At 74.3% G+C, this 20,806-nt stretch carries 16 protein-coding genes; 6 read left to right on the forward strand and 10 right to left on the reverse strand.

The features are described from left to right. Positions 1–220 precede the first annotated feature (220 nt). From ACFW6B_RS27430 to ACFW6B_RS27455, 6 genes are all read right to left on the reverse strand, one after another. Positions 221–532, reverse strand: coding sequence for a hypothetical protein (locus ACFW6B_RS27430; protein WP_386599842.1), 312 nt, complete (start codon positions 530–532; stop codon positions 221–223). Between the two features lie 64 nt (positions 533–596). Then, positions 597–833 (reverse strand): hypothetical protein, encoded by a 237-nt coding sequence (locus ACFW6B_RS27435; protein WP_386599843.1) that lies wholly within the window; start codon positions 831–833, stop codon positions 597–599. Positions 834–1,271: 438 nt separating this feature from the next. Beyond that, a complete protein-coding gene (locus ACFW6B_RS27440; protein ID WP_386599845.1) occupies positions 1,272–2,579 on the reverse strand; it encodes a hypothetical protein in 1,308 nt (435 codons plus the stop codon). A 173-nt stretch (positions 2,580–2,752) separates the two neighbouring features. Next, positions 2,753–3,481 carry an SDR family NAD(P)-dependent oxidoreductase gene (locus tag ACFW6B_RS27445; RefSeq protein WP_386599847.1) on the reverse strand — a complete coding sequence of 243 codons (729 nt, stop codon included), beginning with the start codon at positions 3,479–3,481 and terminating at the stop codon, positions 2,753–2,755. A gap of 150 nt (positions 3,482–3,631) precedes the next feature. Then, positions 3,632–5,218: a GAF domain-containing protein gene (locus tag ACFW6B_RS27450; RefSeq protein ID WP_386599849.1), complete on the reverse strand. Its 1,587-nt coding sequence runs from the start codon at positions 5,216–5,218 to the stop codon at positions 3,632–3,634. A 24-nt stretch (positions 5,219–5,242) separates the two neighbouring features. Further along, positions 5,243–6,280: a rod shape-determining protein gene (locus ACFW6B_RS27455; protein ID WP_386599851.1), complete on the reverse strand. Its 1,038-nt coding sequence runs from the start codon at positions 6,278–6,280 to the stop codon at positions 5,243–5,245. Between the two features lie 495 nt (positions 6,281–6,775). On the opposite strand from ACFW6B_RS27455, the gene ACFW6B_RS27460 reads away from it, so the two are divergent. Continuing rightward, on the forward strand, positions 6,776–10,429 hold the full coding sequence (locus ACFW6B_RS27460) for a S8 family serine peptidase (RefSeq protein ID WP_386599853.1): 3,654 nt from the start codon (positions 6,776–6,778) through the stop codon (positions 10,427–10,429). Positions 10,430–10,501: 72 nt separating this feature from the next. On the opposite strand, the gene ACFW6B_RS27465 is transcribed toward ACFW6B_RS27460, so the two are convergent. Next, the gene (locus ACFW6B_RS27465) at positions 10,502–11,884 is read right to left on the reverse strand and encodes a carboxyl transferase domain-containing protein (protein WP_386599855.1); all 1,383 of its coding nucleotides are present in this window, start codon (positions 11,882–11,884) and stop codon (positions 10,502–10,504) included. Beyond that, the gene (locus tag ACFW6B_RS27470; RefSeq protein ID WP_386599857.1) at positions 11,877–13,469 is read right to left on the reverse strand and encodes an acyl-CoA synthetase; all 1,593 of its coding nucleotides are present in this window, start codon (positions 13,467–13,469) and stop codon (positions 11,877–11,879) included. Before ACFW6B_RS27470 ends, ACFW6B_RS27465 begins: the two co-directional genes overlap by 8 nt. 310 nt (positions 13,470–13,779) lie before the next feature. Between ACFW6B_RS27470 and ACFW6B_RS27475 the strand changes: the two genes are divergently transcribed. Further along, complete coding sequence (locus ACFW6B_RS27475; protein ID WP_386599859.1) at positions 13,780–14,418, forward strand: toxin-antitoxin system, toxin component; 639 nt, start codon at positions 13,780–13,782, stop codon at positions 14,416–14,418. 156 nt (positions 14,419–14,574) lie between these two features. On the opposite strand, the gene ACFW6B_RS27480 is transcribed toward ACFW6B_RS27475, so the two are convergent. Further along, entirely contained in the window at positions 14,575–15,657 is a 1,083-nt protein-coding gene (locus tag ACFW6B_RS27480) for a MerR family transcriptional regulator (RefSeq protein ID WP_386599860.1), read from the reverse strand. 269 nt (positions 15,658–15,926) lie between these two features. On the opposite strand from ACFW6B_RS27480, the gene ACFW6B_RS27485 reads away from it, so the two are divergent. Then, a complete protein-coding gene (locus ACFW6B_RS27485) occupies positions 15,927–16,802 on the forward strand; it encodes a RimK family alpha-L-glutamate ligase (protein WP_386599861.1) in 876 nt (291 codons plus the stop codon). Positions 16,803–16,897: 95 nt separating this feature from the next. On the opposite strand, the gene ACFW6B_RS27490 is transcribed toward ACFW6B_RS27485, so the two are convergent. Next, on the reverse strand, positions 16,898–17,500 hold the full coding sequence (locus ACFW6B_RS27490; RefSeq protein WP_386599863.1) for a hypothetical protein: 603 nt from the start codon (positions 17,498–17,500) through the stop codon (positions 16,898–16,900). A 113-nt stretch (positions 17,501–17,613) separates the two neighbouring features. Between ACFW6B_RS27490 and ACFW6B_RS27495 the strand changes: the two genes are divergently transcribed. From ACFW6B_RS27495 to ACFW6B_RS27505, 3 genes are read left to right on the forward strand one after another with little or no spacing between them, the layout of a single operon-like run. Then, positions 17,614–18,387: an IclR family transcriptional regulator gene (locus tag ACFW6B_RS27495; protein ID WP_386599866.1), complete on the forward strand. Its 774-nt coding sequence runs from the start codon at positions 17,614–17,616 to the stop codon at positions 18,385–18,387. Further along, positions 18,384–19,244 carry an SMP-30/gluconolactonase/LRE family protein gene (locus ACFW6B_RS27500; RefSeq protein WP_386599868.1) on the forward strand — a complete coding sequence of 287 codons (861 nt, stop codon included), beginning with the start codon at positions 18,384–18,386 and terminating at the stop codon, positions 19,242–19,244. The genes ACFW6B_RS27495 and ACFW6B_RS27500 overlap by 4 nt, the downstream gene beginning before the upstream one ends. A 53-nt stretch (positions 19,245–19,297) precedes the next feature. Continuing rightward, complete coding sequence (locus ACFW6B_RS27505; protein ID WP_386599869.1) at positions 19,298–20,800, forward strand: alpha-N-arabinofuranosidase; 1,503 nt, start codon at positions 19,298–19,300, stop codon at positions 20,798–20,800. The last annotated feature ends 6 nt before the right edge of the window (positions 20,801–20,806 follow it).

Raw genomic sequence — 20,806 nt, forward strand, 5'->3', positions numbered from 1 at the left:
GGGCTGAACAGCCACTGGCTCGGAAAAGGGCGGTCGGGGCGGACACGTGGCGCGTAGGGTCGGGGGGGGGGGCGGCGGCGGGGCGCGCGGGGGGCCGCGCCGGCCGCCGCCGGGGGGGGGCGGCCCGCCCCCCCCCCCCCGCGCCGGAAGGGTGGGGCACGAGAGCCCCGGGTACAACCCCGTGGTACCCGGACCTCCGTGCCCCGGATCACCGGGAGCGTCAGACCGTGCCGCTCTCCCACCACCGGTCGCGGCCGAGGTCGGCCCGGCCGCCGGCGTGCTGGTGGTCGACGGCGTATCGCTCCGGGCCGGAGAACCCGCAGGTCCCGGCCTTCTGGTGGACGGTCTTGGCGGCCACCCCGGGCACGTCGAGGTCGGCCGCGGTGCCGTACGGGTGCGTGCTGTCGCCGGCCCCGACGGCGAGGGTGCGGCCGCCGACCAGGCTGGCAGCGCCAGCCCCGCAGCGGACCCTCTCCGTCCGGATCGGGACGGCGGGACAGTCCCACACCTGTGACCTGCGGGAACGCATCACCTCTGGGACGGTCGTGGGACACGGGCGGCGCCGCCGGAGCCCGGTTCCCCCGTGCGGCGGACGGTCAGCCGCTCGCGGGCCGTTTCCCGGCGAGGAACTCCGCCACCTCCGCGGGCACGATGTGCCCGGCTTCCGGCTCCTCCCACTGGACGGGGTGGATGCCGTGGTCCTTGAGGCCCCGCACGAACTGCTCGGGCAGTCTGCCGCCCTCGACCAGGTGGAGATCGAGGAGTGCCTTCCGTGCCGAAGGGTCCAGTGCTTCCCACCACTGTGCGACGCGCGCGCCGTGTCTGCTGTTCATGCGCTCCAGGTGACCACGGACGAACAGCCGCGACCAGCCGGGAACGCCGGTTCGCGCCGACCCCGTACGGGCGGGGCGTCACCGCGGCGGAGCCGCGGCGGAACATGCTGCTCGGAGGGTAGGAGGGGCGCTTCCGTGGGCACCATGCGTCTATGCGCGTCGATGAGGACGCCGGTCTCATCAGTCATGGGGATCAGTCATGAGGAGGGGTCATGAACCGTCAGATCCGGATTCGCGTCCACCGCCGGCCCTCCGCCCCGCGCGAGACGCCGATCGACCGCAGGACGCCGTCGGGGCGCCTGCTGCCCTACTGACACGCGCGCCGGACGTCCACGCGCCCTGACCCGAACCGCACCGACCCACCCGTGATCACGCACGAACGGCCCGCCGGGCGGATGCCCGGCGGGCCGTGCCATGTCCGAAGGGTGCGGCCGGTCGTCAGCCCCGGGCCGCGCGACGGCGTACGACGAGGACCGCGCCCGCGCCGGCGACGAGGGCCGCGGCGGCCGCGCCCGCGAGGGGGAGCGCGGAACCGGAGCCGGTGTTCGCCAGGTCGCCGCCGGTGGTCGAGGAGCCGGAGGATCCGGTCGCCGCCGAGCCGCCCGTGGAGCCCGAGCCGCCGGTGGAGGTACCGCCGGAACCGCCCGTGCCGGACGTCGAACCGGATCCGCCGGTCGAACCGCCGCCGCTCGTGGAGCCGCCGCCGCCCGTGGAGCCGGAGCCGCCCGTCGAACCGTCGGCGCCGTCGACGTCGAGCCGGATCGCGGCAGAGTCGTTCTTCTTGTTCTTGTCGTACGGGCGGTCCTCGGCGCCCAGCGCCACCGAACCCTCGGCCCCGGGGACGGCCTTGCCGATCCGCAGCTTGAACTGGTAGGTGACGGAGCCCTTCTCCTCGATCCAGGAGTTGGCGAGGCCGCAGCTGTAACTCCCGGTGGCCACCTTCGAGCAGGCGCCGGACGCCTTGGTCACCGTCGTGCCGGCGGGCATCTTGATCAGGACCTGGGCGACGGGGTCGCCCAGGGCGGACAGTACCCAGCCCGGACCCGCGTTGGTGAACTTGGCGTCCAGGGAGACCGTGTCCCCGACGCGGCCCTTCAGCAGGGTGTCCGCCACCTGGAAGTCGGCCGTGTTGTCCGCGGTGACCGTCAGGCTGACCGAGTCCCAGTCCGGGTGGTTCACGTCGCCGTCGCGCACCGGGGTGGTCGAGGGCAGCTCGGTCAGCTTCACCGCGGGCCCGGTGCCCCGGACGGTCTCCCTGGTCCCGTCGGAGGGCTCGGAGTTGTACGTGGCCACCGTCACGCGGAGGGTGTCGTACAGCGCGTGGCCGAGGACGTTCAGCGACAGGTTCTTCTCGGGCGCGTAGACGGCACCGGCCTTCAGCGTCTGGTCGAACTCGCAGACCGCGACGGAGTGGCTCGGGTTCTCGTCGTAGGCGGTGGTCTCGTAGCGGGTGCAGTTGGACGGCAGTTCCTGGTGGGCCAGCCCCCGGGTGACGGAGTAGGACAGGTAGACCTTGTCGAGATCCGTGGCGCCCTTGTTCGCGAAGGTGCCGGGCACCTGGAAGCTGCCGCCGGGCTTCACCCCGTCGACCGAGGTCAGCGGGGCCAGCGCCAGACCGGTGGGGGAGCCGTCGGCGGAGGCGGGCGCGGCGGCCAGGGGGATCAGGCCGACGACGCCGATCGCGGCGGCGGCCACCGTGGCCGCGGTCCTGCGGGACGGGCGGCGGTCGAGTGAGGTCCGGAGCATGGGGGGATTCCTCGGTGGATCGGCGGATGCGTAAGGGTGAACTGCGGGGAACCGGTGATTCCCGAACGTCAGACGTCTTCCGCCGTCGGACGGTTGTACGACTCCGGAGGGAAACCGGAGGCGAGGGGGAACAGGGGCCCGGAACCCGCTTCGCCGCCCACCCGGTACAGGCCCTAACGGCCCAGTGCCGCACCGCCGTTGACGTGCAGGAGCTGGCCCGTCGTGTACGCCGCCTCCGGGGACGCGAGGTACCGGACGGCGGCCGCGATCTGCGCGGGCCGGCCGGGCTGTCCGGTGAGGGACTGGGCCACGCGGGAGGCGACGAACTCGGGGGTGGCGCGGTCCCCGAAGAACTCCGTGTCCCCGACGAAGCCGGGGGCGACCGCGTTCACGGTGATGCCCTCGGAGCCCACCCGCCGGGCGAGATCGTAGGTGTACGTGTTGATCCAGCCCTTGGAGCCGCCGTACGAGCCGGGGCCGCGCAGCGAGGCGATCGAGGAGAGCTGCACGATGCGGCCGCCGGGCCGGCGCAGGTGGGGGAGCAGCGCCTCGGTGAGCAGGACGGCCGTCAGGACGTTGGCCTCGAAGTTGCGCCGGTAGCTCTCGGCGACGGAGGCGAGGCCGCCGTCGTGCGACGCGGCGACGTTGCCGCCCGCGTTGGCGACCAGGACGTCCACCGGTGTGCCGTCCGCGACGACGGAGTCCCGGACCGCGCCGACCTGTTCGGGGTCGGCCAGGTCGGCCGCGTGCCAGGACGCGGCCTCGGGTCCGAACCGCTCGTTCAGCCCGTCGGAGGCCTTGCGCAGGACGTCCTCGCGGCGGCCCAGGAGCACCACCCGGTCCCCGTCCGCGGCGAACGCCTCCGCCGTCGCCAGCCCGATTCCCGTACCCCCGCCGGACACCAACCACACGCCGTCCGCCCATGTCCGCCCACCCGTTCTCGGTATTCCTGGATATGAACCTCGGTCACGTACAGGTACGGACGGGGAGGCTACGGAGAGTCCGGGGCAGCGTCAAGAGGGCGGACGGCGCACCCGGCCGGCCGGTTCCGGTCACCGCAGAGGGGACTCCCACGTGACGCTCGTACCGTCGGCGCCCGGCTCCCCGCCGTTCGCGCTCCCGTCGTCGCGGACGGTCAGGCGGACACCGGGACGGCCGTCCGGCAGGGTGACCGTCACGTCGACGGTCACCTCGATGCGCGACACCACGGCGCGTCGTGAGGCCGCGGCCAGGGCGCGCCGCAGGGCGGTGAGCAGCCGGCCGGCCACCGGATCCGTGATCCGGTTCTCCACCGGGCCCGTGAACAGGGTGGACGGCCTGACGCCGAGCACCGCCGCCGCGCCGTCCGTCTCGTGCAGGACCTTCCCGCGGAACGTGGTGGGGGCGTCGGCGGGCGGCTGCTGCAGCGCGAAGATCGCGGTGCGCACCTCCTGGACCGTGGCCTCGAGTTCGTCGACCGCCCGGCCGAGGATCGCCGAGACCTCCTCGGCCCCGCCGCCACCGTCCCCGCCCGTGTGCGCGGCGTTCCTGCGCCGGGTGGACTCCAGCATCATGCCGGTCGCGAAGAGGCGCTGCACGACCAGATCGTGCAGGTCGCGGGCGATGCGGTCCCGGTCCTCGTACACCGCGAGGAGTTCACGGCTGTGCCGGGCGTCGGCGAGGACCAGGGCGAGCGCGGCCTGCGAGGCGAACTGGGCGGCCAGCAGGCGTTCGACCTCCGTGTACGGGCGCTCGCCCCGTCCGCGCGGCAGGGCCAGCGTGCCGATGAGCCGGCCCTCGGTCTGCAGGGGCAGCATCATGCTCGGCCCGAACCGGGACCGCGCGGGAGACGTGATCCGCGGGTCGGTCGCCGAGTCCTCGATGAACACCGGCTCCCCGCCCAGGAGTTGTTCGAGGAGGGGGCTGCCGGGCGCGATGGCGGCGCCCACGAGGTCCGCGGGGTCCCCGGGTGCGGAGACGACCACGATCTCCATGCCGCCCTCGTCCGTGGGTTCGAGGATGATCCCCGCCGAGGCTCCCGCGAGGAGCCTGGCGCGTTCGGCGACCGTCGTCAGCGCGTCGGCTCCTGTCCCGCCGCTGAGCAGGGCCGTGGTGACGGCGGCGGCGCCCTCGATCCATCGCTCCCGCTGCCGGGCCGTCTCGTACAGCCGGGCGTTGGCGATCGCGATGCCGGCCTGCGTGGCGAGCAGGCGCACCAGCTGCTCGTCCTCACGGGTGACGGGCCCGGTGGACTTGTCCGCGAGGTAGAGGTTGCCGAACACCTCGTCGTCGACCCGGATGGGGACGTCCAGACAGATGTCGGGTTCGGAGGACCCGGGGGACTCGGGGGAACCGGTGGGCCCGGGAGAGCCGGCGGGTCCGGGGGAGTCGTACGGGGCGGGCTTCCCGGACTCCCCGGGCCCCTCCGCCCGAAGGCCCGTCCCGGGGACGGGCGGTCCAGGGGCGGGCGGTCTCGCCGTACGGATCCGTACCGGCCCGTCCCGCCCCGGGTCCCGCATCCCCAGCGCCGCGTACCGGGCCCCGGTCAGCTCGGCGGCCGCGTCCACGATCCGCTGGAGGGTCGCGCGCAGTTCGAGTTCGGTGCCGACGCTGAGGACCGCCTCCAGAAGGGGCGGGAGTCCCGGAACGGGGTCGGTCATAGGGGGCCCTCGGACGCCGGGGCGTCACTTCGCCAGCGGATCCAGGATCCTCGGCTCGATCTTGCCCTCCAGCATGTAGCCGAGGCCCTGGACGGCACAGAGCTCGGGCCGCTCGGCGATGTGGACGGGCACACCGGTCGCCTGCCGGAGCATCTCGTCGAGCCCGGGGAGCAGCGCGCTGCCGCCGACCAGCATGATCCCGCGGTCGGCGACGTCGGCCACCAGATCGGGCGGGCAGGACCGCAGCACCTTGCCGATGCCGTCCAGCACGGCGGTCAGCGGTGTCTCGATCGCCGTGCGCACGGCGGCGGTGTCGACCTTCACGGAACGCGCGAGACCGGTCGCCACGTCCCGCCCGTGGATCTCGGTCAGGGCCGGTCCGTGCGGGGTCAGCCCGTTCCCGGAGAGGGCCAGCTGCAGCGGCCGTACGGCCTGGCTCGGCAGCAGCAGCTCGTGCCGGTGGCGCAGGTGCTGCACGATCGCGTGGTCGACGGCCTCACCGCCGACCGGGATGCGCTCGGCGGTGACGATCGAGCCCAGCGACAGCACGGCGAGCTGGGTCGCGGCGGCCCCGCACACCATGACCATGGTGGCCTCGGGCTGTTCGACGGGCAGTCCGCAGCCGACCGCCGCCGCGATCAGCGTGTCGACGAGCTCGACCCGCCGCGCGCCCAGCCCGACCAGCGTCTCGACCGTGGCGCGCTGGGCCAGCGGGCCCGCGTCGTGCGGGGTGCAGGCCGCGGCCCGCAGCCGGGGCTTGCGGCGCAGAGTGCGCCGGACCTTGTCCCCCAGCAGCTGGCGCAGCATCCGCTGGGCCATGTCGATGTCGACGACGGTGCCGCCGGACACCGGGCGCACCACCCGGATGTACTCGGGCGTACGACCCGTCATCCGCTCCGCGAACTCCCCGACCGCGATCAGCGCGCCCGTCCTCGTGTTGATCGCCGCGACGCTCGGCTGGTCGACGGCCAGGCCCCCGCCCCGCACCCATACACGGGTCCTCGCCGCGCCCATGTCGACGGCGAAGTGACAGCGGCGCAGCTGCTCCAGACTGGCGGTCATGGCAGGTCCTCCCGAGAGCGCAGACCGTGGGGCTCCGCCGGGCGGCGGTCCTTACTCGCATCCTGCGGGCGCGGGGCGGCGGGCGCCCCTTTTGGAGGGCCGGGCGGGGTGCTGCCGGCCGGGTGGCCCCGCGGTCCGCACGCGGCACCGCTGACGGCGTCGGGCCCTGCTCCGCAAGGACCCCGGTGCCCGGACGGCCGACCCCGGCCGACCCCGGCCGACCCCGGCCGAACCCGGCCGGCCGCCGGGAGACCCCGGAGGCGGGGCGCCAGGACCTCCGGCGGCGGGGCGGCCGGTGCGGGGAACGCCGGTGCGGCGGTCCGGCCCCGGCCGTGCCGGGGGCGGCGCTCGACGCCGTCCCGGTTTCCGCGGGTTCGTGTCCGCCTGTCCTGGCGGGCAGCCGTCATGGCACGTTTCCGCCCGGCTCCGTCAACTCCCCCGCAACACAAGGTCCCTGACACTCTTTTCGCAACACACGACCGAAGAGAGGCGTGTATGAACAGAGGACCTGTCAGACGTGGGGTGACCCTCCTGTCGGCCGGGCTCGTGATCGGCCTGCTGCCGGCGGTGGACGCCGGTGCGCGAACCGGCGGCCCGGACCCGGCGAGCACCGTGAGCGAGGCGGGCGCCGCGAGCACGGTGGACACCCCGAGCGCCGTCCACACCGTCACCCTCGTCACCGGTGACAAGGCGACCGTGACCGATCTGGGCGGCGGCAAGAAGACGGTCACGGTCGAGCGGCCCGAAGGGGTCCTGGGAACCGTGCGGACGCAGACGGCCGACGGCGAGATCAGCGTCGTACCGGACGAGGCCCTGCCGTACCTGCGGGCGGGCACCCTCGACGAGCGGCTGTTCGACGTCAGCGAGCTGATACGGCAGGGGCTCGCCGACAGCGAGACCGGCGAGCTCCCGCTGATCATGACCTACGACAGGGGCGCCCGGACCGTCGTCCCGCGCGGAGCGGAGCGCACCCGGACGCTGCCCAGCGTGCACGGGGCGGCCGTCGAGGCGGACAAGGGCCGCGCCTTCTGGCGGGCGTTCACCGCGCAGGACGGGGTGAAGGGCCTCTGGCTCGACGGGCGCGTCAGCGCCGACATGGCCCAGAGCAACGCGCAGATCGGCACGGAGCGGGCCTGGGCGGCCGGGCTCACCGGCAAGGGCGTCACCGTCGCCGTGCTCGACACCGGGGCCGACCTGACCCACCCCGACCTCAAGGACCGGATCACCGCCACCAAGAGCTTCGTCGAGGGGCAGGAGGTCGCCGACCGCAACGGCCACGGCACCCACACCGCCTCGACCGTCGGCGGCAGCGGCGCCGCTTCCGACGGCAAGGAGAAGGGCGTCGCCCCCGGCGCGGACCTGGTCGTCGGCAAGGTGCTCGGCGACGCGGGCTCCGGCAGCGAGTCACAGATCATCGCCGGCATGGAGTGGGCCGCGCGGGACCAGCACGCCAGGATCGTCTCCATGAGCCTCGGCTCCAGCGAGCCGAGCGACGGCACCGACCCGATGGCACGGGCGGTCGACACCCTGTCGAAGGAGACCGGCGCCCTCTTCGTCATCGCCGCCGGGAACACCGGCGCCCCCTCCTCCATCGGCTCGCCGGGCGCCGCCGACGCGGCCCTGACCGTCGGCGCCGTCGACTCCGCCGACAGGGCCGCCTACTTCACCAGCGCCGGCCCCCGCCACGGCGACAACGCCCTCAAGCCCGACCTGTCGGCCCCCGGCGTGAGCATCCTCGCCGCCCGCTCCCAACTGGTCGGCGGCAGCGGCTACTACACCTCCATGAGCGGTACGTCCATGGCGACGCCCCATGTCGCCGGAGCGGCCGCGCTGCTCGCCGAGGAACACCCCGACTGGACCGGCGCCCGGCTCAAGGACGCGCTGATGTCCACCTCCAGGCAACTCGACGCCTCCGCGTACCAGCTGGGCGCCGGAAGGGTGAGCGTCCCGGACGCGGTCGACGCGAAGGTCACCGCCACCGGCAGCGCCGACCTCGGCTTCTTCAGCTGGCCGTACCCGGACGGCGAGCCGGTGGTGAAGACCGTCACCTACACCAACTCCGGTGACTCCGACGTGCCGTTGACCCTGTCCGTGCGGGGCGCCCCCGAGGGGCTGGCCACCCTCGCCGACACCACCCTCACCGTGCCCGCCCACGGCACCGCGTCCACCACGGTGACCGGCGACGGCGCCAAGGCCGCGGTGGGGAACAACAGCGGGCAGATCGTGGCCTCGGCCGCCGACGGCACGACCGTCGCGCACACCGCCTTCGGGCTGGTCAAGGAGGACGAGCGCTACACCCTCACGGTGCACGTCAAGGACCGCGACGGGGCCGCCACCGCCGCCTCCCTCGCCGTCCAGCCGCTCGTCGCGGACACCGACGCCTTCTCCGCCTACGTCGGCGACTCCGGCACCCTGAAGCTGCGCCTGGCGCCCGGGACGTACAGCCTGAACTCCTTCCTCGACGTGCGCGGCGGCCACGGAGCCGACTCGCTCGGGCTCGGCTTCCTCGCGGCCCCCGAGATCACCCTCGACCGGGACCGCGAGGTCACCCTCGACGGGCGGCGGCTGCGGGAGGTCAAGGCCGAGGTGAACCGCAGGACCGAGACCCGGCACCTGCTCATGGAGTACGACCGCGACGCGGGCGGCTCCGACCTGCTCGGCGCGGTCCTCGTGGGGCCGAGGTACGACAGCGTCTTCGCCGCGCCCACCGCGAAGGTCGAACAGGGCACCTTCGAGTACCGGACCGTGTGGCGGCTCGGCAAGCCGCTGCTGGAGGTCGACGGCGTCCGCGACGCGCTCGTCCAGGCGGGCGGCACCCTGCTCGAGGGCCGGACCGGGCTCCCGCTCGTCGACGTCGGCGACGGCCCCTTCACCGCGGTCGCGGGCAAGGCGGTCCTCGCCCGCCTCGCCGACGGCGCCGATCCGGGAGCGCTCGCCCAGGCCGCCCAGGACGCCGGGGCCGAGGCGCTGTTCGTGACCGACGACGTGACCGGACGGCTCAACACCTGGTGGGGAGCGGACGACGGCGGCGACCGCCCGCTCCAGATCGCCACCGTCGACGTCGCCGACGCGGCCCGGCTGCGCCGGGCGGGCCGCGTCGACATGACCGGCACCGCCAACTCGCCCTACATGTACGACCTTTCGCAGGGGCACCGGGGTGCGATCCCGGCCACCGACCTCACCTACCGGCCGAAGGGGCATGAACTCGCCGCCCTGGACGTGAAGTTCCACGGCAGCACGCCGACCGAAGGCGCGGAGTTCCGCTACTCCCTCACCGACGCCTTCCCCGTCGGGATCGGCTACCTCCAGCGGATCGACCACCCCGCCGAGCGCACCGACTACGTCTCCACCGGCCCCGGACAGAAGTGGCACGAGACCGTGTTCTCCGCCGACGCGGCCCTGGAGGAACGCAGCGGACTGGTCACGTACAAGGGCGGCTCCCACCCGGAGCTCGACTGGTTCAAGCCGGTCTGGCACCCCTGGCTCGGCACCGGCCTCGGCTGGGGTCAGCAGCGTGCCGGGAAGGCGATGCGGTTCAACACCCCCGGCTGGGGCGACTCCGGCCCCGACCACACCGGCTTCGGCAGCGTGTGGGACACCGGGAACGGGATGACCCAGTTCACCGAGCTGTATCTCGACGGGGTGCGCGTCGACCGGCGGACGGGTTCCAGCAGCTACGACTGGAACGCGCCCGCCGACGAGCACACCTACAAGGTCGTCACCGACACCACGCTCGCCCCCGAGCGCTGGCGGCTCGCGACGAAGGGCCACGCCGAGTGGACCTTCCGGTCGGCGGCCACCCCCGACGACCACTGGAGCTATCTGCCCCTGATCAACCTCTCCTTCGACGTCGACACCGACCTCGCGGGCGACGTCCGGGCCGGCCGCCGGCTGCCGATCGGCATCGGGGGCCGCTACATAGAGGACGCCGTCGGCACCGGAACCCTCCGCGGCGGGACCCTCGACGTCTCCTACGACGACGGCGCCACCTGGCGGCCGGTGAAGCTCACCGGGGCCGGGCGGACCGACTGGCGCGGCACGCTGAACGTCCCGCGCGGCACCTCGTACGTCTCGCTGCGGGCCTCCGTGAGCGACGACGAGGGCGGTTCGGTGCGGCAGGAGATCATCCGGGCCCTGGGGGTGAAGTAGCCTCCGCGGGCCGGCGGGCGGCGCCGTCTCCCGAGCGAAGGGGAGACGGCGCCGCCGTACGCACCGCTCCGTCTACTCCCGCGTCAGCACGCCCCTGATCACGCCCAGCTCCACCAGGTCCTGCGGACGGACGCGGAGGTCGTTCGCCGTCGCCTCGACGTCGCCCGGCGGCCGCTTCAGGATGGCCGCCGCCAGTTCGGGTGCGATCACCGAGAAGTAACTGTCCGGCGTGGCCCAGGTGTTGCCGGGTGCGGCCAGTGCCAGCGCCCCGCCCGAGCCGCCCTCGCCGATCACCAGTGTGGTGACGGGCGTCCGGGCGCCGGCCACCGCCGCGAACAGGTCCGCGATCGCCGCCCCGGCCCCCTGCCGCTCGGCGAGGGCGTCGTTCGCGGCGCCGGGGGTGTCCACCAGGGTCAGGACCGGTATGCCGAGCCGTCCCGCCATCCGCACCAGCCGGGCGGCCGTGCGGTATCCGGCGGGGCGGGTCGGGGTCCCGCGCTGGGCGGCGTACGCGACGGTCCGCCCGTCGTGCGCGCGGCCGAATCCGCACAGCACGCCCTCGTCCGTGCCGCCGCAGCGGTCACCGGATATCGCCGCCCTGCGGGTGAAAAAGGCGTCCAGGTAGGCCTCGGCGCGCGGGCGTCCGGCGGCCCTGGCGCGCTGCACCGCCTCCCAGCCGGTCGCGGGCAGGCCGGTCGCGCCGCCCAGCGCGGCCGGGACGGGAGCCGCCCCGGCGGAGGGCCGGGTGAGCAGGTCCAGCCACAGGGCGAGCGCCTCCCGCAGCCCGTCCTTCGGTACGAGGGCGTCGACCGAGCCCGCCACGACCTGCGCCTCGGCCGTGTACGCGGCCGGGTCCGCGTCGGGCGGGCGGACCCGGGAGCCCGCGAAGGCGACCTGGGCGCCCGGCAGTGCCAGGGTGACGTCGGCGCCCGCGCCGAGCGTGGCCCAGCCCCCTCCCGTGGTCGGGTCCCGCAGGACCGCGATCTGCGCGAGCCCCGCCTCCCTGGTGAGCGCCGACTGCCGGGCCACCCGCTGGAGCTGGGTCAGCGCGAGCATGCCCTCCTGCATCCGGCTGCCGCCGGTGGCGACGAGCGAGACGACGGGCAGCCGGTGCGTACGGGCGTGGTCGTAGGCCGCCTCCAGGCGGTTCCCGGCGCGTTCCCCGAGGGAGCCGCCGAGGAAGCCGAACTCGAAGGCGACGAGGACGGCGGTGACCGGACCGAGCGGGGCCCTGCCGTCGATCGTGGTGCCGAAACTCGCCGTCCCGAAGGTCGCGGTGCCGCAGACGACGGACTCCTCCTCGCCGGTACGGGCCGCCGCGCGCGCCCGCGCGTCGCCGTACCCCTGCCAGGAGAGCGGGCCGTCGGGCGGGGAATCGCCCTCGGGGCAGGGCAGTTCGGCGAAACTGTCGGTGACCAGGGCGATGGCCTCGCGGGCCGAGATCCGTTCAGTCACGCGGCAGCTCCCGCTTCAGGATCTTGCCCATGTCGTTGCGGGGCAGCCGGTCCAGGAAGCGCACGGTGCGCGGCCGTTTGTGCGGGGCGAGCCCACGCGCCACGTGGTCGGACAACTCCTCGGCGGACGGCGGCGCCTGGGGGTCGAGCGGGACGACCCAGGCCGCGACGCGCTCGCCGAGATCCGCGTCCGGCTCCCCGGCGACGGCGGCCTCGCGCACCCCCGGGTGTTCGAGGAGCGCGTTCTCGATCTCACCCGCGCCGATCTTGTAACCGCCGCTCTTGATCAGGTCGGTGGCCTTGCGGCCGACGATGCGGACGGATCCGTCGGGGTCGAGGACCGCCATGTCGCCCGTGCGGAACCAGCCGTCGGCGCTGTACGCGGCGGCGGTGGCGTCGGGCCGGTTCAGGTACTCGGTGAAGAGGTTCGGCCCGCGCACCTGGATCTCGCCGACGCTCTCGCCGTCGTGCGCCCCGGCCGGGGTGCCGTCGGCCTCGTACCAGGCGATCGCCGTCCCGTCCTCCTCGACCAGCCGCAGGTCCACGCCGGGCAGCGGCACGCCGACCGTTCCGGGGCGGACCTCCCCGTCGGCCCGCACGCTCGTGTTCATCAGGGTCTCCGTCATGCCGTACCGCTCGACGACCCCGCGCCCGGTCGCCGCCCTGATCCGCTCGTGGTCGTGCAGGGGCAGCGCCGCCGAGCCCGACACCAGCAGGCGCGCCCCGCCCATCGCCTCGGCGAGCCCGGGATCCTCGCCGAGCGCCTCGGCGAGCCGGTGGTACATCGTCGGCACCCCGAACAGCATGGTCGCCCCGGAGCCCAGCTCCCGCGCCACGCCCTCGGTGCTGAACCGGCCCAGATGCCGTACGGACCCGCCCCGGCGCAGCGGGCCCAGGATGCCGATGATCAGCCCGTGCACGTGGAACAGCGGCAGGCCGTGCACCAGGACGTCGTCGCCGGTCCACTGCCAGGCGTCCGCCAGCGCGTCCAGGGTCGCGGCGATCGCCCGGCGCGGGACGACCGCGCCCTTGGGCGGGCCGGTCGTGCCGGAGGTGTAGACGACGAAGGCGGGGGCGGCGGGGTCGGTGACCGTGCCGGAACCGGGCGCCCCCGCGCCACCGGCCCCGGCGTCACCGGCGATCCCGGCCCCCGCGCCCGCGCCCGCGCCCGCCCCCGCGTCCGCCCCCGCCCTCGCGTCCGCCCCCGCTCGTGCCCCCGCCGCCTCCGGCTCCACCTCGACGTCGATGCGGTCCAGCGTCCCGAGCGGAGCGGGGAGCCGGTCCCCCGCGGCCGCGAGCACCAGGGACGGCGCGCTGTCACCGACGATGTGACCGAGTTCGGTCTCCCCCGACTTCGGGTTCAGCGGCACGGCCGGCACCCCGGCGAGCAGCGCGGCGACGACGCCGACGGCCGTCTCCAGGGTCGGCGTCGCCCAGACGGCGACCCTCCCGGCACCGTCGAGCCGTGCGGCCAGCGCCTTCGCACAGGCCGCCAGTTCCGCGTACGTCAGGGACCGATCGCCGAAGCGGAGCGCGGACCGGTCCGCGACCGAGCCGCCCACCAGGGCCGGGAAGAGGGAGAACACGAGAACTCCTTGCCGAGAGGACTTCACCGGGAGCAACAGGCCCTTCCTACACGATCGGGCCCGGGAACCGGGTGCCCGGCCGACCGTTCCCGCCGAGGACGTGGAGGAGGACGCGGAGGGGGAGCGCGGGCGCCGTGAGGATCGCTCCGAAACAGGGAACGATCGCCGGGGAACCGTGGCGTGGACGGACCCGGACACGTAGTGTCGGCCTCGCGTCACAACTTGATGAGTCAACTGCCGGGAGACCTTTGGTGAGTGAGTGCCCGTCGCGCTTTCCCGGTGTCCTGCCGGACGGCGAGGAGGCGGAGCGATGACGACGAGGCCGGCCGGCTCCGTCGGCAGGTTCGTGGCGGCGCTGCGTCCGCGCGGGACCCGCTCCGAGATGCGGGCGCTGGCGGTGGAGCTCGGCCGGGTGCTGCGGAGAAGGATCGATACGCCTGTCGACATGGGGGAACTGGCGCGGGCCCTGTGCGACGAGATGAGCCGGCGCAGGGGCGGCCGTCCGGTCCAGCTCCGCTTCGAGCGCTTCCCCGACGAGATCGAAGTCACCGGTCTGTGGATGGAGTTCAGCGACTTCGACCTCGTGGTCGTCGAGGAGCGCGCCGAGACGGTGCAGCAACTCGTCATCCTCGGCCACGAGTTGTGGCACATGAAGGAAGGCCACCGCGATCACCACGTGGACCGGGCGACGGCGGTGGCGCGGGTGGCCCTCTCGGGCCGTTCCGGCGGGCACGGACCGGGGGCGACGCCTCTCCGGGAGGAGGTCGCCCGTGCCGTCGCCGCCCGCGACGGTTCGCGCCAGGCGGACGAGGCACAGGCCGAGGCCTTCGGCCTGCAACTGGCGAGCGTCTTCCGTTCCTGGCTGACCGGCCCCGGCGGCGACGCCCCCGTCGACCCGGTGGGCCGCGCCATCGAGACCTCCCTCGGCTACCGCAGGCCCGGGGAATGACCCGGGCCCCGGGCCGTCCGCGGCGGCCGGGGAACGGCCCCCGCGACCCGGAGTCCGGCGCCGGGGCCGGTCGGCGGGCCCGAGGGCCCGCCGACCGAACCGGGATCCTCACGGACCTGCCGGGATCCTCACGGACCTGCCGGAATCCTCACGGACTCACGCACGGGCCGCCTCGGCCACGTCCGCGACCACGCAGCTGACGTTGTCCGGCCCGCCCGCGTCGTTCGCCGCCCCTATCAGGGCCCGGACCGCCGCGTCGGGATCGGGGGCCGACGCGAGCAGCCGCTCGATCCCCTCGTCCGGCACGACGGCGGACAGGCCGTCCGAGCAGAGCAGGTAGCGGTCGCCCGCCCGGACGTCCTGCAGCCGCAGGTCGGGCGCGGACGTGTCGATGCCCAGCGCCTTGAGCAGGATGGCGCGCTGCGGATGCGTGGCCGCCTCCTCCGGGGTGAGACGGCCCTCGTCGATCATCGACTGGACCACCGTGTGGTCGTGGGTGATCCGGAACAGCCCGCCGTCGCGCAGCACGTAGGCCCGGGAGTCCCCGATGTGGACGAGCGCGAGCTGGGAGCCGGTCCACACCATGGCCGTGAGCGTGCTGCCGGTGCCGCCGTCCGGGGCTCCTGCCGTGGTGTACCGGGGCACCAGGTCCGCCACCGCCCGTGCCGCGCCCTCCACGGCGTCCTCCAGCAGGTTGAGCACGCCGCCGGCCGACAGCGGCTCGTCGTCCAGGAACGTGAGGGCCCGTACCGCCGCGGTGCTCGCGGGTGCCCCGCCCGGCCCGCAGCCGTCGGCGACCGCGAGGACGCGGGCGCCGGCGTGGACGCTGTCCTGGTTCGCCTCCCGGACGAGGCCGGTGTCGGAGAGTGCCGAGCAACGGAGTTCCAGCATGGTGGTGTCCTTTCGTAGGGACGGTGACAGTTGGTCCACGAGGAACGCCGCCAGGTCCCGGCGGGCCGCCGTCTCGGCCTCGACCTCGGCCCAGTACGCGCCGATCTCCCGCGCGGCCGGCTCCGGTTCCAGGGCGCACACCCGGCGGATGCGGGCGAGCGGCATGCCGAGCCGTCGCAGCCACGCCACCAGCCGGGCCTGCCCGAGCTGCTCCGCCGCGTAGTAGCGGTACCCGGTCTCGGGATCCACCCGGGCGGGGCGCAGCAGCTCCAGTTCGTCGTAGAGCCGCAGCGCCTTGGGCGACAGCCGGGAGGCCTTCGCGAAGGCCCCGATCGTCAGCATGTCCACACGTCCACCCCGTCGTCTCCCTGTCCGGGCCGTACCCGGCTCCGGTCCTGGTCCCGGTCGTGCTCCGGGGCCGGGTTCCGGTCCCGTTCCTCGTTCTGTCATCGATGCTGGGCCCTGCCCCTTGGTGAAGGTCAAGAACGGCCCGCCCGGGAGTCCGGGCGGTTGGTTGTTAACCTGCGGCGGGGTGTCCCGGGACGGCGTGCCGACGGGCGCGCCCCAGGCTGTCCGCCGGTGCCCCGCACCGGCGCCGTACGAGGATGGAGTCCGGTGTGGTCCGTATAGCGCTCGTCACGTACGACCCGGGCGGGGAGCCCGGCGCGGACCGGGACCTGCCCGTTCTGAGGGGAGCCCTGGAGGACGCCGGGGCGGGCGCGGAGGTCGTGCACTGGGACGATCCCGCGGTCGACTGGGCGCGGTTCGACCTGGCGCTGATCCGCTCGACCTGGGACTACAGCCTGCGCGTCGCGGAGTTCGTGGGGTGGGCCGAGCGGTGCGCGGGGCTCACCCGGCTGGCGAACCCGGCCCCGGTCGTGCGGTGGAACACGGACAAGCGCTACCTCGGCGACCTGGCGGACGCGGGGGTGCCCGTCGTACCGACCCGGTACCTCGCGCCGGGCGACCCGGTCGGCCTGCCCGGCGAGCACGAGTTCGTCGTGAAGCCCACGGCGGGGGCGGGGGCGCGCTACGCCGCCCGGTACACCCCCGGGGAACGGGAGACGGCCCTCGGGCAGATCGCGCGGATGCACGCCGAAGGGCTGACCGCCATGGTCCAGCCGTACGTCACGGACATCGACGTCCGGGGCGAGCGGGCGCTCCAGTTCTTCGGCGGACGGCTGCTGCACGCCAGCCGCAAGGGAGCCGTGCTGGAGCCGGGCACCCCCTACGACGCGGACAAGACACCCCACCCCCGGCTGGAGCCGTGGGAGCCGACCGCGGCCGAACTGGCCGTCGCCGAGAAGGCGTTGGCCGCCGTCCCGGGATGCGCGGACGGCGTGCTCTACGCCCGTGTCGACCTCGTGGACGGAGACGACGGCGAGCCCAGACTGATGGAGCTGGAACTCGTCGAGCCGAACCTCTTCCTGTGGCTCCACCCGAAGTCGCTGCCCGTCGTCGTGGACCGGATCGTCGAGGCCGCCGCAGGCTGAGGCCGCCGTCCGCTGAGGCCCGCCACCCGGTGAGGCCGCCACCGGCTGAGGGCGTCGCCGACCGAGACCGCCGTCGGCCGAGGCCGCCGTCCGGATCACCCCGGTCCCTTGACGCCCACCCGCTGGAGCAGCCCCCAGGTGAACTCCGCCGCGCACGCGTGCGGCACGCCCGACGCGTCCGGTGCCGTGAACGCCAGCCCCCACCGGGTCGGGGCCGTGCCCTCCAGGGGCCGGGCGGGAGCGAAGGCGCGGGCCGCCTCGTCGGCCGTGCAGCTCCAGGGAGTCAGGTCCTCCAGGGTCTCCAGCGTCGGCGCGGGGGCACCCGGGGCCCGTACCAGCCATTCGTTCCAGGCGGCGCCGTCCGGGGCGAGCAGGACCTCGAAGCGCAGCCCGGGCCACAGCGGGACCGGCCAGTGCAGGGCCTCGCAGGTCAGATCACCGATCCGGCGCTCGCGCGCGGACTCGGGTGCGCCGAGGACCGAGCGGTAGCGCGAGGCGGCGGAGCGGGCCCGGGGAGCGTGCAGCATCGCCTGCCAGCGCCGGTTCGCCTCGCGCATGTCCGCGACGGACACCCCCAGTTCGTGACGCGCGTCCTCGACCAGGCCGGGGTTGTGGTCGGCCATGCGGCGCAGCAGGACGAGCTGGAAGTCGAGCGGGGTGAAGGGCGGGGCGGGGCGTCCGGCAGGCATGCGGTCCATGGTCGCGTACCCGGGCCCCGCAAACCATTGCCCGCCCCCGGGCGAATGACTAGCCTGTGTTCGTCATCCCGGTCGTCTGTTGAAATTTCGAACAAAGAGAGAGGGGGCCGGTTGTGGGACGCCTCGTACCTGCCGTGACCCGGGCTCTGGACATACTGGAGCTCTTTCTCGACGGGGACGGGACGCTCTCCGCCCCCGACATCGTGCGCAAGCTCCAGCTTCCGCGCACCACCGTGCACGAGCTGGTGACCACGCTCGCCGCCCGGTCGTACATCGTCCAGGTCCCCGGCCAGCCGGGACGCTACCGGCTCGGCGTGCGCCCGTACCAGCTCGGCAGCCGCTACGCCGAGCAGCTCGACCTCGCCGCCGAGGGCCAGCAGGTCGCCCGTTCCGTCGCCGAGACCTGCGACGAGACCGTGCACGTGGCGATCCTCGAGGGCACCGACGTCATCTACATCGCGAAGGTCGACTCCACGCACGCCGTGCGCATGGTCTCGGCCGCCGGCCGCCGGCTTCCCGCGCACTGCACCTCCGTAGGCAAGATGCTGCTCGCCTCCCTCTCCGAGCCGGAACTGGCCTCACGCGTCCCGGACGACGCCGACCTCGTGGCGATGACCCCGAACAGCATCACCGAGCCGGGCGCCCTGCGCGAGGCCCTCGCCGGGATCCGCCGGCGCGGGATCGCCGTCGAGAGCCGTGAGTCCAACCCGGACGTGAGCTGTGTCGCCGCGCCCGTGCGCGACCGGGCGGGACAGGTCGTCGCCGCGCTGTCGATCTCCGTGCCGATGATCCGCTGGAGCGACGAGCGCCGTGCCGAGCTGGAGCAGCTCGCGGTGAAGGGCGCCGCGGAACTGTCCGAGCGGCTCGGCCACCGGAGCGCCCGGTGACCGTCGTCGAGGTCGCGGTCCGGGCGCACGCCGCGCTCGGCGAGGGCCCGACCTGGGACGCCCGGGCGGGGCGGCTCGTATGGGTCGACATCCTCGGCTCCCGGATCCACACCTACGACCCCGCCTCCGGCCGCCGCACGGCGTCGGCCACCGAGCAGCACGTGGGCGCGGCCAAGCCCCGGGCGGGCGGCGGACTGGTCGTCAACCTCCGTGACGGCGTGGGGCTCTACGGACCGCCGGGACCGGACGGGCACGCCGGCCCGTTCCGCTGGCTGCACCGGGAGCCCGTGCCCGGCCGGCGCGGCAACGACGCGGCCGTCGCGCCCGACGGCTCGCTGTGGTGCGGCACCATGCGCTACGACGAGGCGCCCGGCGGGGGCACCCTGTCGCGGATCGCCGCCGACGGCACGGTCACCCCGGTCCTCGGCGACGTGAGCGTCAGCAACGGCACGGGCTGGAGCCCCGACGGCCGCCGGGTCTACTACATCGACTCGCCGACCCGCCGCATCGACGTGTTCGACGTCGGCGACGACCTGCTGCCGGTCGGCAGGCGCCCGTTCGCCACCGTGGAGGACGGGTTCCCCGACGGTCTGACGGTGGACGCGGAGGGCTGCGTCTGGGTGGCCCTCTGGGACGGCGGGGCGGTCCGCCGCTACACGCCGGACGGCGTACTGGACCGGGTTCTCGAACTGCCGGTCCGCCGTCCCACCGCCTGCGCGTTCGGCGGCCCCGACCTCACCGACCTGTACATCACCACCGCGCGTACGGGCCTTGCGGCACCGCACCCGATGTCCGGCTCCCTGCTCGTCGTCCCGGGCGCCGGAAAGGGCCTGCCGCAGCCGGAGTTCGCCGGCTAGCCGAACACGCGTGAGTCCCCTCCCGGCCGACGGAACGCGAAAGGACACCCGCCATGCGCACCGCCCGCTTCGTCCTCGATCCCGCCTTCACCGTCGGCCGGGTCGACCCGCGCCTCTTCGGTTCCTTCGTCGAACACCTCGGCCGCTGCGTCTACACCGGAGTCTTCGAACCGGGCCATCCGGCGGCCGACGCCGACGGCCTGCGCACCGACGTGCTGGAACTCGTCCGCGAGCTCGGTGTCACGGCCGTCCGCTACCCCGGCGGCAACTTCGTCTCCGGCTACGACTGGGAGGACTCGGTGGGCCCCGCCGAGGAGCGGCCCCGCCGGCTGGACCTCGCCTGGCGCTCCACCGAGACCAACCGCTTCGGGCTCGGCGAGTTCATCGGCTTCGTGCGGAAGATCGGCCCCGGGGCCGAGCCGATGATGGCCCTCAACCTCGGCACCCGCGGCGTCGCCGAGGCCCTGGCGCTCCAGGAGTACGCCAACCACCCCTCGGGGACCGCCCGTTCCGAGCAGCGGATCGCGCACGGCGACAAGGACCCCTTCGGCATCCGGCTGTGGTGCCTCGGCAACGAGATGGACGGTCCCTGGCAGACCGGCCACAAGACCCCCGAGGAATACGGCCGGCTCGCCGCCGAGACCGCCCGGGCGATGCGGCAGATCGAGCCCGGCCTCGAACTCGTCGCGTGCGGCTCGTCCGGCCAGTCGATGGCGACCTTCGCCGCGTGGGAGGCGACGGTCCTCGCCGAGACGTACGACCTCGTCGACCACATCTCCCTGCACGCCTACTACGAGGAGACCGACGGCGACCGGGACTCGTTCCTCGCCTCCGCCGTCGACACCGAGTCGTTCATCGAGAACGTGGTCGCGACCTGCGACCACGTGGGCGCCAGGCTGAAGTCCAAGAAGAAGATCACCCTCTCCTTCGACGAGTGGAACGTCTGGTACCAGAGCCGGAGCGACCCGCACCCGGCCGAGGACTGGCAGGAGGCCCCGCGCCTGCTGGAGGACGTCTACACCGTCACCGACGCGGTCGTCGTCGGCTCGCTGCTCATCGCGCTGCTGCGGCACGCGGACCGCGTGGCCGTCGCCTGCCTCGCCCAGCTCGTCAACGTCATCGCGCCGATCATGACCGAACCGGGCGGCCCGGCCTGGCGGCAGACGACGTTCCACCCGTTCGCCCAGGCTTCCGCCCACGGGCGCGGGCAGGTCCTCGACGTCCGGGTGGACTCCCCGACGTACGAGACCCGCAGGTACGGCGAGGTCGACCTGCTGCACGCCACCGCGGTACGCGCCGAGGACGGCTCGGTCACCGTCTTCGCCGTCAACCGCAGCCGGACCGAGCCGCTGCCGCTGGAGGTCGCCCTGGAGCGGACGGGCCTGACGACGGTCGTCGAGCACAGCGCGCTCGCCGACGCGGACCCGGACGCCGTCAACAGCCTGCACGACCCGGAGCGGGTCACCCCGCACCCGGTCGAGGGGACCACGCTCCGGGACGGCACGCTCAGCGCCGTCCTGGAACCGCTGTCCTGGAACGTGATCAGGCTCGCCTAGGGCTCT

It is taken from the genome of Streptomyces sp. NPDC058751 (assembly GCF_042746485.1).
Taxonomy (GTDB): domain Bacteria; phylum Actinomycetota; class Actinomycetes; order Streptomycetales; family Streptomycetaceae; genus Streptomyces.

Coding starts and splice junctions, on each gene's coding strand:
- ACFW6B_RS27435 (WP_386599843.1), bottom strand. CDS start 833: ATGAACAGCAGACACGGCGCGCGCGTCGCACAGTGGTGGGAAGCACTG.
- ACFW6B_RS27440 (WP_386599845.1), bottom strand. CDS start 2,579: ATGCTCCGGACCTCACTCGACCGCCGCCCGTCCCGCAGGACCGCGGCC.
- ACFW6B_RS27450 (WP_386599849.1), bottom strand. CDS start 5,218: ATGACCGACCCCGTTCCGGGACTCCCGCCCCTTCTGGAGGCGGTCCTC.
- ACFW6B_RS27455 (WP_386599851.1), bottom strand. CDS start 6,280: ATGACCGCCAGTCTGGAGCAGCTGCGCCGCTGTCACTTCGCCGTCGAC.
- ACFW6B_RS27460 (WP_386599853.1), top strand. CDS start 6,776: ATGAACAGAGGACCTGTCAGACGTGGGGTGACCCTCCTGTCGGCCGGG.
- ACFW6B_RS27475 (WP_386599859.1), top strand. CDS start 13,780: ATGACGACGAGGCCGGCCGGCTCCGTCGGCAGGTTCGTGGCGGCGCTG.
- ACFW6B_RS27490 (WP_386599863.1), bottom strand. CDS start 17,500: ATGGACCGCATGCCTGCCGGACGCCCCGCCCCGCCCTTCACCCCGCTC.
- ACFW6B_RS27505 (WP_386599869.1), top strand. CDS start 19,298: ATGCGCACCGCCCGCTTCGTCCTCGATCCCGCCTTCACCGTCGGCCGG.